This is a genomic window from Ensifer sesbaniae, from assembly GCF_013283665.1.
In the GTDB taxonomy this organism is placed as follows: Bacteria; Pseudomonadota; Alphaproteobacteria; order Rhizobiales; family Rhizobiaceae; genus Ensifer; species Ensifer sesbaniae.
Genome location: NZ_JABEKU010000001.1, coordinates 3,493,314 through 3,513,669 on the forward strand (window position 1 = coordinate 3,493,314; position 20,356 = coordinate 3,513,669).

Here is a 20,356-nt window from a genome sequence, read left to right on the forward strand (position 1 = left end):
CGGAGCCGCACCAGTCTCGGCTTGCACCAAACACGCTTGCCATGGAACCAACGTGGCGGTAAATCTCTTGGCGCTCTAACGGGGTGCCTTCCGACCGCATGACGGCCGAAGGCTGAGAGGCGTGAAACGCCAACCCGCGGAACCTGATCCGGCTCATACCGGCGGAGGGATTAGACGCGATCGCACCGATACGCCCTTTTCCCGTGCAACAACGAACATTGGGAGAGGTGCTTCGCATGTCCAATTCATCACAGCTCAAAATGATTAGCCGGCTAAAGCAATTCCAGCAAAAGTGCGACGCGGTTTTGCGTCCGGAATTGCGCAAAAGTAAGAAGCTGGAGCGCTTCCGCGCTCTAGCTCTGGCTGCCGCGGCAAGCCTTGTTTTCGCTGGTTATGCAACGGCTGCCGACAAGACGCTGACGGTCTATACCTATGAGAGCTTCATCACCGAATGGGGCCCCGGCGCCAAGGTGGCGGAAGCCTTCGAAAAGACGTGCGAGTGCAAGGTCAACTATGTCGGCGTTGCCGATGGCGTCGAATTGCTTACCCGCCTGAAGCTCGAAGGCGAAGCTTCGAAGGCCGACATCGTGCTCGGTCTCGACACCAACCTCGTGGCGGAAGCCAAGGCAACCGGCTTCTTCGCGCCGCACGGGGTCGACGCCAAGGACCTCAAGGTCCCGGGCGACTTCTCCGACGATACCTTCCTGCCCTATGACTACGGCCACTTCGCCGTCGTCTATGACACCGAAACGCTGAAGACGCCGCCGAAGAGCCTCAAGGAACTGGTGGAAGGCGACGCGTCGCAGAAGATCGTCATCGAGGACCCGCGCACCTCGACGCCCGGCCTCGGTCTGCTGCTCTGGGTCAAGGCCGTCTATGGTGATGAGGCGGGTGCCGCCTGGGCAAAGCTCAAGGATCGCGTCCTGACGGTCACCCCCGGCTGGTCGGAAGCCTATGGCCTCTTCACCAAGGGCGAAGCGCCGATGGTGCTCTCCTATACCACCTCGCCCGCCTACCACATGGTTGCTGAGAACACCGACCGCTACCAGGCGGCCGCTTTCTCCGAAGGCCACTACATCCAGATCGAAGTCGCCGGCATGACCAAGAATGCCAAGGAGCCGGAACTGGCTAAGCAGTTCTTGAGCTTCATGACCGGGCCGGAGTTCCAGTCGATCATCCCGACGACCAACTGGATGATGCCGGTTGGCGCCACCAGCGCGCCGCTGCCGGATGCTTTCAACAAGCTGGTCACTCCGGAAAAGACCTTGCTGCTGCCGTCGGAAGAGGTCGCGAAGAACCGCAAGGCCTGGATCGACGAGTGGCTTGCCGCGATGAGCAAGAACTGAGGCCGGATTGTTCGCGCTTCGCGAAAACCGCATGACGGTTGCCGCCGGGGCATTTTGCCTCGGCGCCTTCCTGCTCTTCGTCGGCCTGGCGATCGCCGCCTTGCTCGCTGAGACCGGCGGCGCGGGCGAGGGCCCCCTGTTCGACGCCTATATCTGGCGCGTCACCCGCTTCACGCTGCTGCAGGCAAGCCTTTCCACGCTGCTATCGGTGCTCTTCGCGATACCGGTGGCGCGGGCGCTGGCGCGGCGGCCGCAGTTTTTCGGCCGCATCTGGCTCTTGCGGCTGATGGCGCTGCCGCTCGGTCTGCCCGTTCTCGTCGGCGCGCTTGGACTCATCGAAATCTGGGGACGCCAAGGGTTCCTCAATGCGGGCCTGCGCTGGCTTGGTCTTGAGCGGCCGGTCAGCATCTACGGCCTGTTCGGCATCCTGCTCGCCCATGTCTTCTTCAACATGCCGCTTGCGGCGCGCCTGTTCCTGGCCGGTCTCGAGCGCATTCCCGCCGAATACTGGCGCAGCGCCGCCAATCTCGGCATGGCGTCCCACGCGCTTTTCCGCTTCATCGAATGGCCTGTTGTTCGCGGCCTGCTGCCGGGTGTGGCCGGCCTCGTCTTCATGCTCTGCGCCACCAGCTTCACGCTCGTGCTGACGCTTGGCGGCGGGCCGGCGGCCAGCACGATCGAGGTCGCGATCTACCAGGCGCTGCGCTTCGATTTCGATCCGCCGCGCGCCATCGCGCTGTCCGGCTTGCAGATCGCCATGACCGGCGTCCTGCTTTTCATTCTCAGACGTCTGGCAACGGAGCCGGAGGAGGGCATGACCGGTGGCCGCACGGTTCGCCGCTTCGATGGCGCGGCACCCGTAGCGCGTCTCAACGATGGCACCTGGATCGTCCTGGCATTGCTCTTCCTCATCGCCCCCCTGGTTGCGGTGGTCGTCTCCGGGCTGCAGGCCGATCTCCTCAAGCTCGCCCGGGACCCGAACGTGCACCGGGCGCTGATGACGAGTGCTGCGATCGCGCTTGCCTCGGCATTCGCCTCCGTTTCCATGGCGGCCGTCATGATCCGCGCCGCGGCAACAATGACCGCGCCCCGGCATGCCGGAAAGCTGGCGCACGGCTTTGCCGGTATGATCGGCGCCAGCACCTCGCTCATCCTGCTGGTGCCGCCGGTCGTGCTCAGCGCCGGCTGGTTCCTGCTCCTCCGCCCCTTCGGTGATGTCGCGCGCTTTGCGCCTGTCATTGTCGTGGCGATCAATGCCCTGATGGCGCTCCCCTTCGTCCACCGTATCCTGGCGCCGGCTATGGCGACGCACACGGCGCGCTCTGAACGGCTGGTGGCAAGCCTCGGCATCCGCGGCTTTCATCGCCTGCGATGGATCGACTTTCCCGCCCTTCGCAAACCGTTGCTGATGGCGCTCTCCTTCGCCATGGCGCTGTCGCTCGGCGATCTCGGTGCCGTCGCGCTCTTCGGTTCGCAGGACATGGTGACGCTTCCCTGGCTGCTCTATAGCCGTATGGGCAGCTACCGCACGGCCGATGCGGCCGGCCTCGCCCTCTTCCTCGGGCTTCTCTGCCTGATCTTCACCATCCTCGGCACGGCGGACGACGTCCGCCGGCCGGAAAGACGCAAAGCATGACCGAGCCCACCGCTGCCATAGAACTGCGCAATGTCGAGGTTCGTTTCGAAGCGACCACGCTGCGCTTCGATTGCACGATCGCCGCCGGCGGAATCGTTGCCGTTGCCGGCGCCTCCGGGACCGGCAAGTCGACGCTCTTCCACCTCATTGCAGGTTTTGAGGATGCCGACTACGGCGAGATCCGTATCCTCGGTGAGAACGCTGGCAACCGGACACCTTCCGAGCGCCCGGTCTCGATGATCTTCCAAGACAACAATCTCTTCGCCCATCTCGATGTCGCGACCAATGTCGGCCTCGGCATCGATCCCGCACTTCGCCTGACGGACGAAGATCGGAAGAAGATCGAGGACGCGCTTCGCCGCGTTGGGCTTGAAGGCTTCGGACGACGACTGCCGTCCACGCTTTCCGGCGGGGAACGCCAGCGGGTCGCGCTCGCCCGCGCACTCGTGCGGCACCGCCCCCTCCTCCTGCTGGATGAACCTTTCGCTGCCCTCGATCCCGGGATGCGCAGCGGCATGCGCACGCTGCTTCGCGAGCTGCACGCGGAAGAAGGCAACACCATCTTGATGATCACACACCATCCCGAAGACGTGAAGGCTCTGGCCGATAGCGTGCTTTTTCTCGACCAGGGGCGTATCATTGCACACGATACGCTCGACCGCTTCCTGGAGCGGCGCGACGATGCGGCAATCGACCGTTTTCTTGGCAACGCGTGAAGGAGAGTGCAGTTTCGCCTCGCCCTCAGCCGATTGCCACAATTTGACCGCGACGCCATGCGACGCGCGAAATATCCGGCCGCGGGCGCGAATATTCGCGCATCCGTTGCCGTGATACCACGGGGCAACTATTTCTACCGAGACAAACTAGGCAGGTGGCGCTGAAATCAGATACAGCAAGACCAGGGCTGAACAGTCGCGGCGGAGCAATGCTGCCGGACTGAAAAAGTAGGACTTTCAACGCGGTCGTTCCGGAGCGACCGACGGGAAACGGGCTGAGGCATGGAGAGGCAGACAGTCACACACGACCGGTTCCCGCCGAAGCGCGGACGGCTGCGTGCACGCGCCGTGGTTGCACTGCTCGCGACCATGCTTCTCTCCGCATGCCAGTCGGTGATCGAGCAATCCTACGAGCCGACCGTTTCGCCTTCGTCCAATCCGCAGATTGTCGACGAGGTCCAGAAAAACGACCCGCGCGCCAAAATGGGCGCGCGCGAACATCCGCGCATCGTTGCAAGCTATGGCGGCGAATACAAGGACGCGAAGACCGAACGGCTGGTCGCCCGCATCGCCGGAGCGCTGACCGCCGTCTCGGAAAACCCGCAGCAGTCCTACCGCATCACCATTCTGAATTCGCCGGCAATCAACGCCTTTGCGTTGCCGGGCGGCTATCTCTACGTCACCCGCGGCCTGCTCGCCCTCGCCAACGATGCCTCCGAGGTGGCAGCCGTCCTGTCGCACGAGATGGCGCACGTCACCGCCAACCACGGTATCGAACGCCAACAGCGCGAGGAAGCGGAAGTCATCGCCAGTCGCGTGGTCTCCGAAGTGCTGTCGTCCGATCTTGCCGGCAAGCAGGCGCTCGCCCGCGGCAAGCTTCGGCTTGCGGCCTTTTCGCGCAACCAGGAACTCCAGGCGGACGTGATCGGCGTGCGCATGCTCGGCGAAGCCGGCTACGACCCCTATGCCGCGGCACGCTTCCTCGATTCGATGGCGGCCTATAGCCGCTTCACCGCGGTCGACCCGGAATCCGACCAGAGCCTCGACTTCCTGTCGAGCCACCCGAACGCGCCGCAGCGTGTGGACCTTGCGCGCCGGCATGCCCGCGCCTTCGGCCCGGAAGGCACCAGCGGCGATCGCGGCCGCGACTACTACCTCGCCGGCATCGATGGCCTGCTCTACGGCGACAGCCCGCAGGAAGGCTATGTCCGCGGCCAGACCTTCCTGCACGGCCAGCTCGGCATCCGCTTCGACGTGCCGACCGGCTTCCAGATCGACAACAAGGCGGAAGCGGTTCTTGCCACCGGCCCGGGCGACATCGCCGTGCGCTTCGACGGCGTGGCGGACACGGGCGGCCGCAGCCTGACCGACTATATCGCCAGCGGCTGGGTCACCGGCCTGCAGCCCGACACGATCAGGCCGATCAATGTCAACGGCCTCGATGCCGCGACCGCGCGCGCCTCCGCCGATCGCTGGGACTTCGACGTCACCGTCATCCGCATCGACAACCGCATCTACCGCTTCCTGACCGCCGTTCCGAAGGGGTCGAGCGCACTCGAGCCGACCGCGAACCAATTGCGCAGCTCGTTCCGCCGCATGACGCCGGTCGAGGCCCAGTCGCTGAAGCCGCTGCGCATCCGGGTCGTGACGGTAAGGCCCGGCGAGACGATCGCGACGCTCTCCGCCCGCATGATGGGGACGGATCGCAAACTCGACCTGTTCCGGGTGATCAACGCAATGCAGGTCACCTCGACGGTGAAGCCGGGCGACAAGGTGAAAATCGTTTCCGAGTAAGCGACGGCGCCTCACCGCAGGCGGGTTCGCACGCGCTTGTGCTGCGGAAGGCTCAGGCGTTCGCTGTTACAGCGCCGCGCGCCTTATCAGACGCGCAAAGGTCGCTGCAGGACTTTGACTGGCTGCATGTCTTCGTCCTTCAATCGAGGTCGAATTAAGGAGACAGGCAGTAGGTCGGACTTCGATATGCGAGCGAATGCGTAGTGCCTCGGACTGGGTCCAAGCCACTACGCGGTGCCTGTGCTGGCTGCCAAAGCATGTCGCGCAAATAACGACATGCGAAATCTCAGAGACTTAAAGCGCGGGGAGCGGAGCTGAAAGGTCGCGACGCGCTTCAGTGAATGCCCGCGGTCAGGGCCGGCGCTTTGGTCGCAAGCGCCACCCTCAGCTTTTCGAGCGCCCGGGTTTCGATCTGCCGCACCCGTTCCTTGGAAATGCCGAGATCGAGGCCAAGCTCTTCGAGCGTCGCACCATCCTCCGACAGCCGTCGTGCACGGATGATGCGCATTTCCCTCTCCGTCAAGGCACCGAGCGCATCGCGAAGCCACACACGGGCGCGTTCTCCGTCGATCATGTCGCTGACCTGTTCGTCGGGGAGCGGCGCATCGCTGGCCAGGAAATCCAGTCGCTCGCCGCCATCGGAATCGGCGCCGCCGACGGGGGCCTGCAAGGAGGTGTCGCTGCCGGATAGCCGCGCATCCATGGTCTGCACATCGGCGATGCTGACGCCAAGCGCCGCGGCGATTTCCTCATGCATAGCCTGCGATGTAAGCTGCCTGTCGCCCTGGGCAAGACGCGCGCGCAAGCGCCGCAGGTTGAAGAACAGCGCCTTCTGCGCCGAACTCGTGCCGCCGCGGACGATCGACCAATTGCGTAGGACGTAATCCTGCATCGATGCCCGGATCCACCAGGTCGCATAGGTCGAGAACCTGACCTCACGGCTGGGTTCGAAGCGGGCCGCCGCTTCCAGGAGGCCGATATGGCCCTCCTGGACCAGGTCGCCCATCGGCAGGCCGAAATTGCGGAATTTCGCTGCCATCGAGATCACCAGCCGCATGTGGGACATGGCGATCTTGTTGCGGGCTTCCTGATCATGGTCGTTCCGCCAGGCCTGGGCCAGCGCGTGCTCCTCGTCGCGCTCGAGATAGGGGGCCTCCATTGCGATCTTGATCATCCGCCGGTCTGCAGTGAGAGTCTTCATCGATCACTCCGTGACTGGCGCCCGGGCGCCATTGCGTGTGAAGTCCAAAAGGCCGGACGGATGAGGCGTCCGGCAGCAGGGGCGTCCAGATCACGATTATGTGGATCGGATCGATCCACATCATCGTAATCGATTCCAATAAGCCAGAGCGGGATGCGGGCGAAAACCGCTCGCACTTTTCCTCATCCCGCTCCAGAGCGCCGTGCGTTCAGGTCAACGCATTAAGGTCGCTCCAGCACTTTGTTTCTAGAGCATCTTTTCCGCTTCCAGTGATGCCACTCGAAGCGGGATGCTCCGGAGCCGCGGCGTCGGAACTTGAAGAAACGACGCGGCGCCCTAACTTCGAAGTCACGAACCTGAACGGTGATGGATCACAGAACCAAGATCGCCCGGCGCGAAAGCGGCGCATTCCTGCCGGCTAATCTAAATGCGCGTCAGCGCGAAAGGTTCCATTCGGTCAAAGAAAAAGCCCGGCGCGACGACCGGGCTTTTTGCGAGGTACTGATGCGGGCGAAATGCGCTTACGCAGCTTCGTCCTGGGTATCGTCTTCTTCGATAGCCTTGCCGCGCTTCGGGCCCTTGCTGAGGTTGGCCTCGACGAGGCGCACGGCTTCGGTCTCCGACATCTTGTTCACGGCAGCGATTTCGCGCGCCATGCGGTCAAGGGCAGCCTCATAGAGCTGGCGTTCGGAATAGGACTGTTCCGGCTGGTTTTCGGCGCGATAAAGATCGCGGACGACTTCCGCGATGGAAATCAGGTCGCCGGAGTTGATCTTGGCATCGTATTCCTGGGCGCGGCGCGACCACATGGTGCGCTTCACGCGAGCCTTGCCCTGCACAACCTTCAACGCACGATCGACGAAATCGGTTTCGGACAGCTTGCGCATGCCGATGCTGACAGCCTTGGCCACCGGCACCTTCAGACGCATCTTGTCCTTCTCGAAATCGATGACAAAAAGCTCAAGCTTCATGCCGGCGACTTCCTGCTCTTCGATCGCCACGATCTGGCCAACGCCGTGGGCCGGATAAACGATCGATTCACCGGTCTTGAAGCCCTGGCGTGTCGAAGATTTTTTCTGCTGGGTCGTCATTCGTTTCAAAAACTCCCTGTTTCGCGCCGGCCATTCTGGCCGGGGCCGGGTCAGTGAGGCCCGGGAAGACGGGGATACCGCCGGGTGGGTACATCCTGGTCCGTCCAAGGAATGCAAACAGCCTCATGAAATGCGGTCACAACAGAGCAAAGCCATGTTGCGTATAGGGAGAAACCGCGTTTTGGAGATCGTTTGCTTTCGTGATGGTTTTCGGGCGCGCAAAAACACCCTCTGTGGATCAGTAGAAGGAACCTATCACAAAAAAGTGCCGAAATCAATAATTTGCTGCATGGCAGCCATCAAGCCACCATTCTCGCAACTGCGAGCGCAGTGCGTGTTTTCCCCAGCTTTGGCGCGCTGGGTCGCTCTCACTGCGTCAGCCTCGACGAACGATGGAGATCGTTCGTCTCAGTCGCCCTGGCCCGGCTCGGCAGAGAAGAACTTCTCGTACTTGCCTTCGACGCCGTCCATCTCCTTGGCTTCCGGCAACGGGTCGCGCTTGACGGTGATGTTCGGCCACTTCGTGGCAAAATCAGCGTTCAGTTTCAACCACATATCAAGGCCCGGCTCCGTATCCGGCTTGATCGCTTCGGCAGGACATTCCGGTTCGCAGACGCCACAGTCGATGCACTCGTCCGGATGAATGACGAGGAAATTCTCACCCTCATAGAAGCAATCCACGGGGCAGACTTCGACACAGTCGGTATACTTGCAGCGAATGCAGTTGTCGGTCACGACGTACGTCATGAGGTACTCCAGCCAATGCTCACGTTTGATGGCAGACGGCAATCAATGGTGATGCTCGTCGTCCGCGCATGCTAGGAATGTCCGGCGCGCATAGCTGCCGAAGCAAACCCGATGCACCCAACGTGGGTCTGTCAGGTAAAGGCTTTATGGGCCCTTTGCAAGAATATTCAATGCGCGAAACGCCGCGGCAAAGGCAGAGTTTTCTAAAGCATGTCGCGCAAAAGTGCGGAGCGGTTTTGCGGTACGGCCTGCTAAAAAAAATCAAAAACTCGAAGCGCACGGAGCGGATCGGAAAGTTCGCGACGCGCTTCAATCCTCGCGTGGATCGAAATCGGGTTTCAGCCGATCGGTTTCCCGCCGCTCTTTCTTGGTCGGGCGTCCCGCCCCACGATCGCGCGTGGCGAGATCATAAGCCGAGAGCCTTTCCTTCGGCCGTTCGGGCGTGAGATCGTCATAGAGAAGCCGCGCCTCCTCGTAAGGGCCACGCCGCTCCCCGGGGGCGAGCACGCGCACGATCAGTTCGCGGCGGTCGAGGGCGAGCTGGAGCACGTCCCCCGCCTTGACCTGAAACGACGACTGCGTCACGCGCTGCTCGTTGACGGCCACCCGGCCGTCCTCGATCGCCTTTTGCGCAAGCGAACGCGATTTGATCAGCCGCGTGAAAAACAGCCACTTGTCGAGACGCTGGCGCGATGCCGGGTTGGACGTGGGCTGTTTTTCCATGACCTGCCTTACTTCTTCATCTGCTCCTTGAGCGCCGCAAGCTTGGCGAAGGGCGAATCCGGATCCACCGGCTTCTCGCGACGCGGCGGACGCGCCTCGAACTTGCCCTGCCCCGGCTTGCCGCCGCGGTCGTGACGATCGTGACGGTCACCACGGTCCTGTCGCGGCCCGCCTTCCGACTTGCCGCCCTCGTGGCGTTTGCCGCGCATCGGCTCGCCGCCCTTGCGTCCGCCCTCATGACCTTCGCCCTGGCCTTGACCACGCCCGTGGCGCTGGCCGCCGCGACGCTGGTCGCCCTGATGGCGGCCGCCGCCTTGGCGCTGGTTATCCTGGCGGGTGCCTGGACGCCAGAGCAGAACGGGCTTGGCCTCGACCGGTTCCCCGGCCTCGCTAACCTGGGCTTCCGCTGGCTGTGCATCGCTCGTCGCGACGACGGCGTCACCTTCGGCCTTCTCGGTCTCCGCTGCAGGTGCCGCGACGGCGGTCTCGGCATCCGCCGAGCCGTCACCAGCGTCGGCGTCATCGATGGCAGCAGCCGGATCGGAAGCGGCGGCAGCAACGGCCGGCGCACCGTCCTGGCTGGCGAGGAAGGCTGCGGCCTCCTCGGCCTTGATGCTGTCGGCCCGGTAACCGAGGCCCTTCAGGATCTCTTCCATATCATCAGGCGTTGCGCCGAGGATCGAAAGCATCGACGTGGTCGCGGTGAAGCGACGGCCGTCATAGGCGCCTTCCGGGCGCGGCTGCGTGCCGGGCTTCCACTGCAACAACGGCCGGATGAGATCGGCCAGGCGCTCGAGGATGTCGATGCGCACGGCGCGTTTTCCGAGGAAACGGAAGCCGGCGAGCTTGTAGAAGGTCCGCTCGAAGGACGGATCGGTGACGACCGACGTGCGGCCGGCAGCGAGCATCGGAATGAGGTCGCCATAGCCGGGCTTGTCGAGACCGTCATTCTTCAGCGCCCAGAGAAGCGTGATGAGCTCGGCCGGAGCCGGCTTCAGGAGCGCCGGCAGGAAGATGTGGTAGGCGCCGAAGCGAACGCCGTATTTGCGGATCGAAGCGCGGCCGTCCTGGTCGAGCGACTTCACTTCCTCGGCAACATCGCGGCGGAAGAGCACGCCGAGGTTCTCGACAAGCTGGAAGGCGAGGCCCTTGGCCAGGCCTTCGAGGTCTTCGGCGCGCGAAATGTCGTCGAGCGGCTTCAAGACCGTGCCGATGTGATGGTTCACGAAACGCTCGATGCGCGCCAGCACGTGCTCGCGGGCGTTCGCCTGCAACTGATCGTCGGCCAGCAGGATGACGCGCGGACGCATGACGTGGTCGCTCGCCGCCAGCCGAGCCACGGGATCGCCGAGCCAACGAACGAGACCATCGGAGGACAGCGCCAGGTCATTGTTGCCGGAAGCGTGCAGACGTGCGGCCCGCGCCTCGAACTCCAGCGCCAGCGCTTTCTGGGCAGCGCCCTGCACGGCCTTGGCATCCTGGCCGTCGCCGCCGGTCGCCAGCGCGAACCGGAAACCGGTTAGTTGTCCTACGTGGTGTCCTTCGACGAAGACATCACCATTCACACTGATTTCAGCTTCCAGCATAGCATTCTCTCTCAGGCGCTTCATGAGCACAGATGTCCTGCGATCAACAAAGCGTTTCGTCAACCGTTCATGTAGTGCGTCGGATAATCGATCTTCAATTTCCCGCGTCTTTTCTTGCCAGTGTGTCGGATCGGCCAGCCATCCCGGCCGGTTCGACACATAGGTCCAGGTCCTGATCTGCGCGATTCGCGCCGAAAGTGTGTCGATCTCACCATCCGTGTGATCGGCACGCCGGACCTGTTCGGCCATGAAATCCTCGTTCACCGTGCCCCGGCGAACGAGATCCGCGTAGATCGTCGAGATCAGATCGGCGTGTTGGACGGGCGTGATGCGCCGATAGTCCGGCAGCGCGCAGGCTTCCCATAGTTTTTCCACACGCTCGGCATTGGTCGTGATGTCGACGACCTCCGGGTAGCGGGCCAAATGCTCGAACGCCTGCTGATCTACCGCAGGTAGCGCCCGGGCAAGGCCGGGAACCGTCGGCGCGGCGTCGAGACTCTTCTTCAAGGCGGTGAGCGAGGAGTAGTCGAATGCCTTCGAGCGCCACTGCAGCACCTTCACCGGATCGAACTCATGCGACTCGATGCGGTGAACGAGCTCGTTGTCGAAAGGATCGACGCGGCCCGTCACCCCGAACGTGCCGTCGCGCAGGTGACGGCCGGCACGCCCGGCGATCTGCGCGAGTTCGGCCGGGTTCAAGTTGCGGAACTGGTAGCCGTCGAACTTGCGGTCCTGTGCGAAGGCGACATGGTCGACGTCGAGGTTGAGACCCATGCCGATTGCGTCGGTCGCGACCAGATACTCGACGTCGCCTTCTTGATAGAGCGCCACCTGGGCATTGCGCGTGCGCGGCGAAAGCGCGCCGAGAACGACGGCGGCGCCGCCGCGCTGGCGGCGGATCAGCTCTGCGATCGCATAGACCTCGTCGGCCGAGAAGGCGACGATCGCCGAGCGGTGCGGCAGGCGCGTGATCTTCTTCGAGCCGGCATAGAGAAGCTGCGACATGCGCGGCCGCTCGACGACGGTGATGCCGGGCAGAAGCTGTTCGAGGATCGGCCGCATCGTTCCCGCGCCGAGCAGCAGCGTCTCGCCGCGCCCCCTAAGATGCAGGATCCTGTCGGTAAAGATGTGCCCGCGCTCGAGGTCGCCGGCGAGCTGCACCTCGTCGATCGCGACGAAGGATGCAGTCGTCTCGCGCGGCATCGCTTCGACGGTGCAGACCGAATAGCGGGCGCGATGCGGCGTGATCTTCTCTTCGCCGGTGATCAGCGCGACATTGTGATGGCCGACTTTTTCGACCAGGCGCGTATAGACCTCGCGCGCCAGGAGGCGCAGCGGCAGGCCTATGACGCCGCTGTCATGCGCGATCATGCGTTCGATCGCGTAGTGCGTCTTGCCGGTATTGGTTGGCCCGAGCACCGCGGTTACGCCGCGGCCGCTCAGGATCATGGGGTGAACGGACACGTCATCGATCCCGGGCATTCTCAAAATTACGGCAGCGTCTTTTCACGCTGGCGGCAAACACATGCCCACGCGCCGAGCCAAACGCAAGGGGCGCCGACAACTAAAACCATCGTCCGGCGTCTCCCAGCCCTTTGCACCACCTGTTGTGGTCGGCGGCATCGAGGACAGGAACAGCCATGGAACGAATCGGCGACGAATCGAAGACTCATTGCGATTCACTGTATGTTCACGACTACATATAGATTTCAACACCGAACGTTGCACCACATGCTGAATCTGGCACGGATTCCGCGCATTAGAGCCGCCAACTCGCCGCGCGCCTGGCTGTCCCATTGCCAGACAGATCAAAGGATTCCGAATCCAAGACTCTGGAAAGCCTGGAAAATTTTTCACGAAATTCGTCGAAGATTCGCCGAACGGAGAGAATGAGAATCGCACCGCGCACCCTCGACCAACACGCGAGCCTCCGATGGCGACTCGTGCCTCGCGCATCATTCCGCTTTTGTTCTCCACAAGATATAGTGTCTGCGCCGCCCGCCGCCAACAGGATCGCGGGCAGGAACAGGCACCCCTGCCCCAGCCTCACATGAAAACGGCGCCCCGAAGGGCGCCGCTCGAAAGCGCTGATGAGATCACAAGCTCAGACGAAAAACTGTCCGCCATTCGCCGAAATCGTCGAGCCGGTGATGAAGCCGGCATCGTCGGAAGCCAGGAACACGACGCAGCGGGCGATTTCCTCCGGCTCGCCGAGGCGGCCGACCGGGATCTGCGGAATGATCCGCTCGTTGAGGACCTTCTCCGGCACCGCCCGCACCATTTCCGTGCCGATGTAGCCCGGGCAGATGGCGTTGACGGTGATCCCCTTGGCGGCCCCTTCCTGGGCGAGAGCCTTGGTGAAGCCGAGATCGCCGGCCTTGGCGGCCGAATAGTTGGCCTGACCCATCTGGCCCTTCTGGCCGTTGATCGACGAGATGTTGATGACGCGGCCGAAGCCGCGGTCGCGCATGGCGGACCACAGCGGATGCGTCATGTTGAAGAGACCGGTAAGGTTGGTGCCGATCACCTCGCCCCATTGCTCGGGCGTCATCTTGTGGAACATCGCGTCGCGGGTGATGCCCGCATTGTTGACGAGCACGTCGATCGGGCCAAGATCGGCCTCGACCTTGGCGATGCCTTCGGCGCAGGCCTGATAGCTGGAAACGTCCCACTTGTAGACCGGGATACCGGTTTCCTGCTTGAAGGCCCCGGCCTTCTCGTCATTGCCGGCATAGTTGGCAGCCACCTTGTAGCCGGCATTCTTGAGTGCGATGGAAATTGCCGCGCCGATGCCGCGCGACCCACCCGTGACCAATGCTACCCTGCTCATGCACGCCTCCCACTTGATCAGTTCAGTTTCTCAAAGGCCTTGTTCATCAGCTTTGCGCCGATCTGTCGTCCGTAGAGCCCGGCGGCAGCCTGGAATTGAGGCGTCGCGGGCATAGACATCCCTGCCTCGCACCTGGTGAGCGCGAGGTTCATCATCAGCTTGCTGCGCTGAACGGGCGACGCCTTCAAAGCGCCATCGCCTTCGTTCAGGGCCGCAACCATCATGTCCTTGAAAACGGCCTCGTCGTCCGAGGTCGCATGTTCCAGCACGCACTGAACCAGCCGCGCCCCGTCGAGAGGCCCGGGACTGGCATGTGCGGAAACGATCGGCGAACCGGCCAGCAAGAGGGAAAATGGAACCCGCCTGGCGCTGTTCATGCCGCCAAGCCGACTAGAGCCGTTCGACGCACATGGCGACGCCCATGCCGCCGCCGATGCAGAGCGTTGCAAGCCCCTTGGAAACGCTGCGGCGCTTCATTTCGAAGAGCAGGGTGTTGAGCACGCGCGCGCCGGAAGCGCCGATCGGATGGCCGATGGCGATCGCGCCGCCATTGACGTTGACGATCGACGGATCCCAGCCGAGGTCCTTGTTGACCGCGCAGGCCTGAGCGGCGAAAGCCTCGTTGGCCTCGACCAGGTCGACGTCGCCGATCGCCCAGCCGGCTTTCGCCAGCGCCTTGCGTGAAGCCGGGATCGGGCCGGTGCCCATGACCTGCGGATCGACGCCGGCCGTTGCCCAGGAAACGATACGGGCGAGCGGCTGGATGCCGCGCTTGGAAGCCTGCGCTTCGGTCATCAGCAGGGTGGCGGCGGCGCCGTCATTGAGGCCGGAGGCGTTACCGGCGGTGACCGTGCCTTCCTTGTCGAAGGCCGGACGCAGCTTCGTCATCTGGTCGAGCGTTGCGCCATGGCGGATATATTCGTCCTGGTCGACGGTGACGTCGCCCTTGCGGCCCTTGACGATGAAGGGAATGATCTCGTCGGCGAAACGTCCGGCCTTCTGTGCCGCTTCGGCCTTGTTCTGCGAGGCGAGTGCGAACGCATCCTGCTCCTCGCGGCTGAGCTGCCACTGGCGGGCGACGTTTTCGGCGGTGATGCCCATGTGATAGCCGTAGAAGGCGTCGGTTAGGCCGTCCTTGATCATCGTGTCGATCATCTTGAAGTCGCCCATCTTCACGCCGCCGCGCAGATGCGAGCAGTGCGGCGCCATCGACATGGACTCCATGCCGCCGGCGACGATGATATCCGCATCACCGGTTGCAATCTGCTGCATGCCGAGCGCCACGGCGCGAAGGCCCGAACCGCAGAGCTGGTTCATGCCCCAGGCGGTCTTTTCCTGAGGGATCCCCGCCTTCATCGCCGCCTGACGCGCCGGGTTCTGGCCCTCGCCGGCCTGCAGCACCTGGCCGAGGATCACCTCGTCGACCTCGCCTGCCTCGACGCCTGCGCGCTCGAGTACGCCCTTGATGACGGCGGCGCCGATCTCGTGCGCCGGCGTATTGCCGAATGCACCGTTGAAGGATCCGACCGCAGTGCGGGCGGCGCTGGCGATCACGATGGAGGGATTGCTCATGGGACGTTTCCTCAGATCTTTCTTGCCTAATGAAAGCAGACTGGCAAAGCGCGCGACGCAAGTCAAACGGCTTGATGCGGTGCCACAAAACCATCACGTAAGACGCAACCGCAAGATTTCGCACTTGCGTCGCCGCAACGCACAAAGACATTGTCAGCGGCGCTCTTTTGCGGATACTCTGAAAAACGCAATAAAGACGGGACGATGGGTGAGAGGAGACCCTGATGGCGAAGCACGAAGGCCAGATCGTTATAAAAAAATACGCGAACCGGCGGCTCTACAACACCGGGACCAGCACCTATGTCACGCTCGACGACTTGGCTGTGATGGTGAAGAAGGGCGAGGATTTCGTCGTCCAGGACGCAAAGTCCGGAGAGGACATCACCCATTCCGTGCTGACGCAGATCATCTTCGAGCAGGAGTCCAAGACCGGCAACACGCTTCTGCCGATCTCCTTCCTGCGCCAGCTGATTTCGTTCTATGGCGACCAGATGCAGATGGTGGTGCCGAGCTATCTCGAGCACTCGATGCAGGCTTTCACCGAGCAGCAGTCGCAGATGCGTGAGCAGATCAACAAGGCCTTCGGCGACACGCCGCTTGGCAAGAACCTGCAGGTGCCGCTGCAACTTGTCGAAGAGCAGGTCCGTCGCAACACCGAGATGTTCCATCAGGCGATGCAGATGTTCTCGCCCTTCATCACCGCCCCGCCGGTGAAGGAAAGCAAGAAGGCCGAAGCCAAGGATATCGACGAGCTCAAGGAGCAGCTTCGCGCGCTCCAGACCAAGCTCGACAATCTCGGCTGAGCGCGCTTTCCTCGTGAAGGCGGGTGAGTTCGATCCCGCCTCGTTTCCCGTCCAGCAAAAAATGCTTTTGAATTGAGCCCGCGCCCCGGATCGTGACGCGCTTCAAAGGCCGATCGACACGTCCCTGCCAGCCGAACGCATCGAGACGGCAAAACCGGCGATGACATCGATGAAACTGATCGTCATCAGGATGAAGAAGAGCTGGGTCGCCGCCGGCGCCAGTAGCAGGAATTCGATCAGGAAGGCGATGAACAGGATCATCGACAGCAGGTGATCCATCAGCGCCCGCGTGCTCGTGCGGGTCGCCTTCAGCAATTCGACGAACAGCAGCAACAGCGCGACGACGATCAGAAGGTCGCCGAAGCGCATCGTCCAGGTCGCGCCCGACAGCATGGATAGCGACAGCATCTCGGCATTGAGCCCGGCCATACCGCCAAACATTCCGATCATCGCGAGATTGTAGATGGCGAAAGGCAGGATCAGCAGCGGAACGGCAGCGAGCATCAGGCACGAACTCCTTTGCCGCGTCTTGCGGCGTCTTCAGGTCAGGCTCCTGCTGATAGCACAGGGTCCAAGCGAGAAAATGTCAGACGCAAAACAAAAGGGCCGGCAGAGCCAGCCCTTTGAACCTAATCCGCGAACGGAAACGCTTATGCGTTTTCCTTCGGGGTCAGAACCTGACGGCCACGGTACATGCCGGTCTTCAGGTCGATGTGGTGCGGACGGCGCAGTTCGCCCGAGTTCTTGTCTTCGACGTAGGTCGGAGCCTTGAGGGCGTCAGCGGAACGGCGCATGCCACGCTTGGACGGGCTCGTTTTTCTTTTCGGTACAGCCATTTCATTCTCCACTTATCGGGCAAACACTGTTCAGCAGCCGAAATGGCCGTGTCAAACAGATGTCAATCACGGAAATTTGGCGCGCTTATACATGGCCAACTCCCGTTTGACCAGTCCCCAGCCGCAATTTTTCGACTCGACCGAGTCAGACCTCGTCTTCGGGAACGACCCACGGCTCAGCGCGGGCGGCCTCTTCCCACTTCCGGTAGGCGGGATGCGCCTTCACGCGTTGCATGTAGCCGAGCATTTCCGGATCCGCAACGAGATCGTAGACGTCGAAGCGGTTGACCACAGGAGCGTACATCGCATCCGCCGCACCGAAGGCACCGAAGAGGAACGGACCGCCGGATTGGGCGAGCGCCTCTTTCCAGATCCGCTCGATGCGGGCGACGTCAGCGCGAACGTCTGCATCCACCTCGAGGGCCCGCTTTCCCCGGCGGATGTTCATCGGGCAGGCGCCGCGCAGCGCCCGGAAGCCGGAGAGCATTTCCATGCAATAGCTGCGCGCCCGGGCGCGGGCCTGGCGATCGGCCGGCCAGAGCCCGGCATCGGGAAAGAGCTCGGCGACATATTCGATGATCGCCAGCGACTCCCAGACGAGCAGGTCGCCATGCCGCAACAACGGCACGCGTCCCGTCGGCGAGATGGCGCGGATATCAGGATTGCCGGCCGCAAAATCGAAGGGAATGACCACCTCCTCGAAATCGATGCCCGCGGCGGTCATCGCCATCCAGGGTCGCATCGACCAGGATGAATAGTTCTTGTTGCCGACGTAAAGCGTAAGTCCGGTCATTTAGGATCCTTGATTGCTGGCCTTGATTGCGGGTCTGTCCGAGAAAACGATCAGTTCCTCGAAATGGTTCATATCCTCGAAGGAGCAGAAGGCCGGGGGATCGAGTTCGATCACCGGCGCCCTTTCCCTGAGGTAGGCGAGTTGTTCGCCCAACATCTCCTGCCAGCGCGGCAGTGCCGCGTCGTCGAGCCAGTCGATGACATAGGCGTAGGTGATGTGGAACGCGTAGTCGTCATGGTCCGGATGGCGATAGCCGAAGGCTTCTGCGAAAGCATCGCGCCAGGCCTTGAGGCATGCGCGATCGGCTGCGCTGTCGCCTTCGAGCGCGAGTCCGGTCGGCGTGACGTCCGTCACGCGGGCCCGGAACGGCTCCAGCGGAACGAAGTGCTTGAGCCGCCCGCAATAGTGCTCGGTCATCACGTCGATCGGCGTATCGAGCGCTATGTCTGTCGGCCAGAAGGGCAGCCTGCGGCGGTATTCGATGATACCCTGAAAGATCGTCATATGCAGGCTGGACGGATGGGTGAAGGCGAACTGGCCCGCCTCGGGCATCGCCATCAGTCGATCGCGCACCGCAAGCACGGCGGCCTCGGACGGCGAACCGGCGGTGACGTGGGAAACGACCGTGTTGCCCGGTTCACGCAGGAAACGGCCATCCGTTGCGTAGCGGGTTCCGAGATGCTTCGGCGGTGCATTGTTTGCGTTGCGGCCAACGGTGAGAAGCGAGGGGGAAATCGAGGTCATGGGAGCGATCGGGCCTTTCAAATGGAGAGAGGTCCAGATGGCAGAACTCTACTACGCGAACATGACATCGCCCGACGACGGCTTCCAATGAAAAGGTCTGATCCTAATCATAAAGGCAGGTGATGTAGCCACCGGAGCGGCTGGCGCGACGCTCGATCAAATTTGCCAGGCGCTTGAGCCCGCGACCGGGCTTGCCGGCATTGCGCTCCTTCGGATTGGGCAGCGAAACCGCGAGCAGCGCGGCCTGCCGCCGCGACAGCTTGGCCGCAGAAACCCCGAAGTGGTGGCGGGCGGCCGCTTCGATACCGTAGATTCCGTCGCCCCATTCGGCGACGTTCAGATAGATCTCCATCATCCGCCGCTTGCTCCAGACGAAATCGGCGGCGATCGCCAACGGCAGTTCCATGCCCTTGCGCAGGAAGGAGCGGCCGTTCCAAAGGTAGAGGTTCTTGACCGTCTGCATCGGGATGGTGCTGGCCCCGCGGGTCGATTCCCCATCCAGGGCATCCTCCACCACGCCGCGCATCTGCCCCCAGTCGACACCGTCATGGACACAGAACTGGCCGTCCTCCGACATCATCACCGATTGCACCAGCACCGGCGCGATATTGTCGAATTCGACCCATTGACGGTCGTAGCCGCGAAGCAGGACGAGGTCGCGCAGCATCAGCGTCGAGACCGGATGTATGAACTCGATCAGGTAGAGAACGATCAGCGCATAGGGCAGTGCGACAAAACCAACGACGGCGAAAGCGATCTGGCGGCGCCTCGTACGCAGCGACCGGCGAAGCGAAGACCAGCGACTGGAAGGCACTTCGCCGTCCTCGCGCGCTTCCGGAACCATGTTCACGGCCTGACTGTTCACCTCGCTGTCCATCCGCTTCTCTTAGTGCATGGGCCGGCAAAGTTGAACGGGCTTTCAGGCAAAAGGCAAGGTGCGCACGCGGCTGTCCCGGGGAAAGCGCGCCGCTGCGACACGAATCCCCGTTGAAAGCCCTCTTCGCCCATGCCAAAGAGCGCGCATGAGCCAGGACACATCGCCTTTCACCCGCCGCCTCGCCAGCAATGCCCGCGCCGTCGAAGCTTTGCTCGAGCGCCTGCTCGGCACGACGACGGAGGTCGACGAGATCGCCCGGCCGGCAAACCTGCTCGCCGCCATGCGCCACGGGGTGCTGAACGGCGGCAAGCGGCTGCGCCCCTTCCTGGTGATCGAGTGTGCCGATCTTCTCGGTGGCGGCATCGATGCATCCTTGCGCGTCGGCGCGGCGCTCGAATGCGTGCATTGCTATTCTCTCGTCCATGACGACCTGCCGGCGATGGACGACGACGATGTCAGGCGTGGTCAGCCGACGGTGCACAGGGCCTTCGACGAGGCGACGGCGATCCTCGCCGGCGACAGTCTGCTGACCTTCGCCTTCGACATCATCGCGGCGCCGGAAACACCACTGACGGATGCCCAGAAGGTGGAACTGATCCTGGCGCTCGGACGGGCCGCGGGCCACGGCGGCATGGCCGGTGGTCAGGCGCTCGATCTTGCCGCGGAAAAGTTGCCCCCCGACGAGGCCGGCATTGTCACGCTGCAGGCGATGAAGACGGGCGCCCTCATTCGCTTCGGCTGCGAGGCCGGTGCGATTGTCGCCGGCGCGTCGAAGGACGACCGGGCGCGGCTTCGCAGCTTCGGCGAAAAGATCGGCCTTGCCTTCCAGCTTGCCGACGACCTGCTCGATCTCACCGCCGATGCGGCGACCATGGGCAAGGCAACCGGCAAGGACGCCGCCCGCGGCAAGGGCACGCTCGTCGCGCTGCACGGCCAGGCCTGGGCAGAAGAGCGGCTGGAGCAACTGGTCGCAGAAGCGGAAGCTCTGCTTACGCCCTATGGCGAGCGCTCCACCATTCTCGTCGAAACTGCCCGCTTCGTCGCCAACCGCAGGAACTAGA

At 62.9% G+C, this 20,356-nt stretch carries 19 protein-coding genes and 1 riboswitch; of the genes, 6 read left to right on the forward strand and 13 right to left on the reverse strand.

From position 1 onward, the window contains the following. Positions 1 to 69 precede the first annotated feature (69 nt). Positions 70 to 187: riboswitch (TPP riboswitch) on the forward strand. A 148-nt stretch (positions 188 to 335) separates the two neighbouring features. The 4 genes from thiB (at position 336) to BHMPCIPO_RS17060 (ending at position 5,492) form a co-directional block, all read left to right on the forward strand. Continuing rightward, positions 336 to 1,346: a thiamine ABC transporter substrate binding subunit gene (gene thiB, locus BHMPCIPO_RS17045; RefSeq protein ID WP_376741663.1), complete on the forward strand. Its 1,011-nt coding sequence runs from the start codon at positions 336 to 338 to the stop codon at positions 1,344 to 1,346. Between the two features lie 7 nt (positions 1,347 to 1,353). Beyond that, on the forward strand, positions 1,354 to 2,982 hold the full coding sequence (gene thiP, locus BHMPCIPO_RS17050; RefSeq protein WP_282439049.1) for a thiamine/thiamine pyrophosphate ABC transporter permease ThiP: 1,629 nt from the start codon (positions 1,354 to 1,356) through the stop codon (positions 2,980 to 2,982). Then, the gene (gene thiQ / locus BHMPCIPO_RS17055; protein WP_173517863.1) at positions 2,979 to 3,698 is read left to right on the forward strand and encodes a thiamine ABC transporter ATP-binding protein; all 720 of its coding nucleotides are present in this window, start codon (positions 2,979 to 2,981) and stop codon (positions 3,696 to 3,698) included. The genes thiP and thiQ overlap by 4 nt, the downstream gene beginning before the upstream one ends. A 282-nt stretch (positions 3,699 to 3,980) precedes the next feature. After that, positions 3,981 to 5,492 (forward strand): M48 family metalloprotease, encoded by a 1,512-nt coding sequence (locus tag BHMPCIPO_RS17060; RefSeq protein ID WP_173517864.1) that lies wholly within the window; start codon positions 3,981 to 3,983, stop codon positions 5,490 to 5,492. Positions 5,493 to 5,826: 334 nt separating this feature from the next. Here BHMPCIPO_RS17060 and BHMPCIPO_RS17065 read toward each other — a convergent pair whose 3' ends face one another. The 8 genes from BHMPCIPO_RS17065 to BHMPCIPO_RS17100 all read right to left on the reverse strand — a co-directional run bounded on the left by BHMPCIPO_RS17065 (position 5,827) and on the right by BHMPCIPO_RS17100 (position 15,242). Continuing rightward, complete coding sequence (locus tag BHMPCIPO_RS17065; RefSeq protein WP_057254889.1) at positions 5,827 to 6,693, reverse strand: RNA polymerase factor sigma-32; 867 nt, start codon at positions 6,691 to 6,693, stop codon at positions 5,827 to 5,829. A 521-nt stretch (positions 6,694 to 7,214) separates the two neighbouring features. Beyond that, positions 7,215 to 7,784 (reverse strand): CarD family transcriptional regulator, encoded by a 570-nt coding sequence (locus BHMPCIPO_RS17070; protein WP_173517865.1) that lies wholly within the window; start codon positions 7,782 to 7,784, stop codon positions 7,215 to 7,217. A 408-nt stretch (positions 7,785 to 8,192) separates the two neighbouring features. Beyond that, entirely contained in the window at positions 8,193 to 8,531 is a 339-nt protein-coding gene (gene fdxA, locus BHMPCIPO_RS17075) for a ferredoxin FdxA (protein WP_173517866.1), read from the reverse strand. 309 nt (positions 8,532 to 8,840) lie between these two features. After that, a complete protein-coding gene (locus BHMPCIPO_RS17080; protein ID WP_173517867.1) occupies positions 8,841 to 9,254 on the reverse strand; it encodes an Hsp15 family ribosome-associated heat shock protein in 414 nt (137 codons plus the stop codon). 8 nt (positions 9,255 to 9,262) lie between these two features. Further along, on the reverse strand, positions 9,263 to 12,304 hold the full coding sequence (locus tag BHMPCIPO_RS17085) for a helicase-related protein (protein ID WP_173517868.1): 3,042 nt from the start codon (positions 12,302 to 12,304) through the stop codon (positions 9,263 to 9,265). Positions 12,305 to 12,944: 640 nt separating this feature from the next. Next, positions 12,945 to 13,670 carry a beta-ketoacyl-ACP reductase gene (locus tag BHMPCIPO_RS17090; RefSeq protein WP_173517869.1) on the reverse strand — a complete coding sequence of 242 codons (726 nt, stop codon included), beginning with the start codon at positions 13,668 to 13,670 and terminating at the stop codon, positions 12,945 to 12,947. A 17-nt stretch (positions 13,671 to 13,687) separates the two neighbouring features. Next, positions 13,688 to 14,047, reverse strand: coding sequence for a hypothetical protein (locus tag BHMPCIPO_RS17095; protein WP_173517870.1), 360 nt, complete (start codon positions 14,045 to 14,047; stop codon positions 13,688 to 13,690). 13 nt (positions 14,048 to 14,060) lie between these two features. Then, the gene (locus BHMPCIPO_RS17100) at positions 14,061 to 15,242 is read right to left on the reverse strand and encodes an acetyl-CoA C-acetyltransferase (RefSeq protein ID WP_173517871.1); all 1,182 of its coding nucleotides are present in this window, start codon (positions 15,240 to 15,242) and stop codon (positions 14,061 to 14,063) included. A gap of 224 nt (positions 15,243 to 15,466) precedes the next feature. Between BHMPCIPO_RS17100 and phaR the strand changes: the two genes are divergently transcribed. After that, positions 15,467 to 16,045: a polyhydroxyalkanoate synthesis repressor PhaR gene (gene phaR / locus BHMPCIPO_RS17105; RefSeq protein WP_173517872.1), complete on the forward strand. Its 579-nt coding sequence runs from the start codon at positions 15,467 to 15,469 to the stop codon at positions 16,043 to 16,045. 102 nt (positions 16,046 to 16,147) lie between these two features. Here the strand turns inward: phaR and BHMPCIPO_RS17110 are convergent, their stop codons facing one another. From BHMPCIPO_RS17110 to mtgA, 5 genes are all read right to left on the reverse strand, one after another. After that, positions 16,148 to 16,549 (reverse strand): hypothetical protein, encoded by a 402-nt coding sequence (locus tag BHMPCIPO_RS17110; RefSeq protein WP_173517873.1) that lies wholly within the window; start codon positions 16,547 to 16,549, stop codon positions 16,148 to 16,150. Between the two features lie 146 nt (positions 16,550 to 16,695). Next, positions 16,696 to 16,881 carry a 50S ribosomal protein L32 gene (gene rpmF / locus BHMPCIPO_RS17115; RefSeq protein ID WP_026186748.1) on the reverse strand — a complete coding sequence of 62 codons (186 nt, stop codon included), beginning with the start codon at positions 16,879 to 16,881 and terminating at the stop codon, positions 16,696 to 16,698. A gap of 145 nt (positions 16,882 to 17,026) precedes the next feature. Further along, positions 17,027 to 17,674, reverse strand: coding sequence for a glutathione S-transferase family protein (locus BHMPCIPO_RS17120; protein ID WP_173517874.1), 648 nt, complete (start codon positions 17,672 to 17,674; stop codon positions 17,027 to 17,029). Next, entirely contained in the window at positions 17,675 to 18,418 is a 744-nt protein-coding gene (locus tag BHMPCIPO_RS17125; protein WP_173517875.1) for a DUF1868 domain-containing protein, read from the reverse strand. A gap of 103 nt (positions 18,419 to 18,521) precedes the next feature. Then, positions 18,522 to 19,262 (reverse strand): monofunctional biosynthetic peptidoglycan transglycosylase, encoded by a 741-nt coding sequence (gene mtgA, locus BHMPCIPO_RS17130; protein ID WP_376741664.1) that lies wholly within the window; start codon positions 19,260 to 19,262, stop codon positions 18,522 to 18,524. A 178-nt stretch (positions 19,263 to 19,440) separates the two neighbouring features. On the opposite strand from mtgA, the gene BHMPCIPO_RS17135 reads away from it, so the two are divergent. After that, positions 19,441 to 20,355, forward strand: coding sequence for a polyprenyl synthetase family protein (locus tag BHMPCIPO_RS17135; protein ID WP_173517876.1), 915 nt, complete (start codon positions 19,441 to 19,443; stop codon positions 20,353 to 20,355). The last annotated feature ends 1 nt before the right edge of the window (position 20,356 follow it).

Coding starts and splice junctions, on each gene's coding strand:
- BHMPCIPO_RS17135 (WP_173517876.1), top strand. CDS start 19,441: ATGAGCCAGGACACATCGCCTTTCACCCGCCGCCTCGCCAGCAATGCC.
- BHMPCIPO_RS17100 (WP_173517871.1), bottom strand. CDS start 15,242: ATGAGCAATCCCTCCATCGTGATCGCCAGCGCCGCCCGCACTGCGGTC.
- phaR (WP_173517872.1), top strand. CDS start 15,467: ATGGCGAAGCACGAAGGCCAGATCGTTATAAAAAAATACGCGAACCGG.
- BHMPCIPO_RS17080 (WP_173517867.1), bottom strand. CDS start 9,254: ATGGAAAAACAGCCCACGTCCAACCCGGCATCGCGCCAGCGTCTCGAC.
- BHMPCIPO_RS17110 (WP_173517873.1), bottom strand. CDS start 16,549: ATGCTCGCTGCCGTTCCGCTGCTGATCCTGCCTTTCGCCATCTACAAT.
- BHMPCIPO_RS17070 (WP_173517865.1), bottom strand. CDS start 7,784: ATGACGACCCAGCAGAAAAAATCTTCGACACGCCAGGGCTTCAAGACC.
- fdxA (WP_173517866.1), bottom strand. CDS start 8,531: ATGACGTACGTCGTGACCGACAACTGCATTCGCTGCAAGTATACCGAC.
- thiQ (WP_173517863.1), top strand. CDS start 2,979: ATGACCGAGCCCACCGCTGCCATAGAACTGCGCAATGTCGAGGTTCGT.
- BHMPCIPO_RS17090 (WP_173517869.1), bottom strand. CDS start 13,670: ATGAGCAGGGTAGCATTGGTCACGGGTGGGTCGCGCGGCATCGGCGCG.
- BHMPCIPO_RS17065 (WP_057254889.1), bottom strand. CDS start 6,693: ATGAAGACTCTCACTGCAGACCGGCGGATGATCAAGATCGCAATGGAG.
- BHMPCIPO_RS17125 (WP_173517875.1), bottom strand. CDS start 18,418: ATGACCTCGATTTCCCCCTCGCTTCTCACCGTTGGCCGCAACGCAAAC.
- BHMPCIPO_RS17060 (WP_173517864.1), top strand. CDS start 3,981: ATGGAGAGGCAGACAGTCACACACGACCGGTTCCCGCCGAAGCGCGGA.
- BHMPCIPO_RS17120 (WP_173517874.1), bottom strand. CDS start 17,674: ATGACCGGACTTACGCTTTACGTCGGCAACAAGAACTATTCATCCTGG.
- mtgA (WP_376741664.1), bottom strand. CDS start 19,262: ATGGTTCCGGAAGCGCGCGAGGACGGCGAAGTGCCTTCCAGTCGCTGG.
- BHMPCIPO_RS17095 (WP_173517870.1), bottom strand. CDS start 14,047: ATGAACAGCGCCAGGCGGGTTCCATTTTCCCTCTTGCTGGCCGGTTCG.
- rpmF (WP_026186748.1), bottom strand. CDS start 16,881: ATGGCTGTACCGAAAAGAAAAACGAGCCCGTCCAAGCGTGGCATGCGC.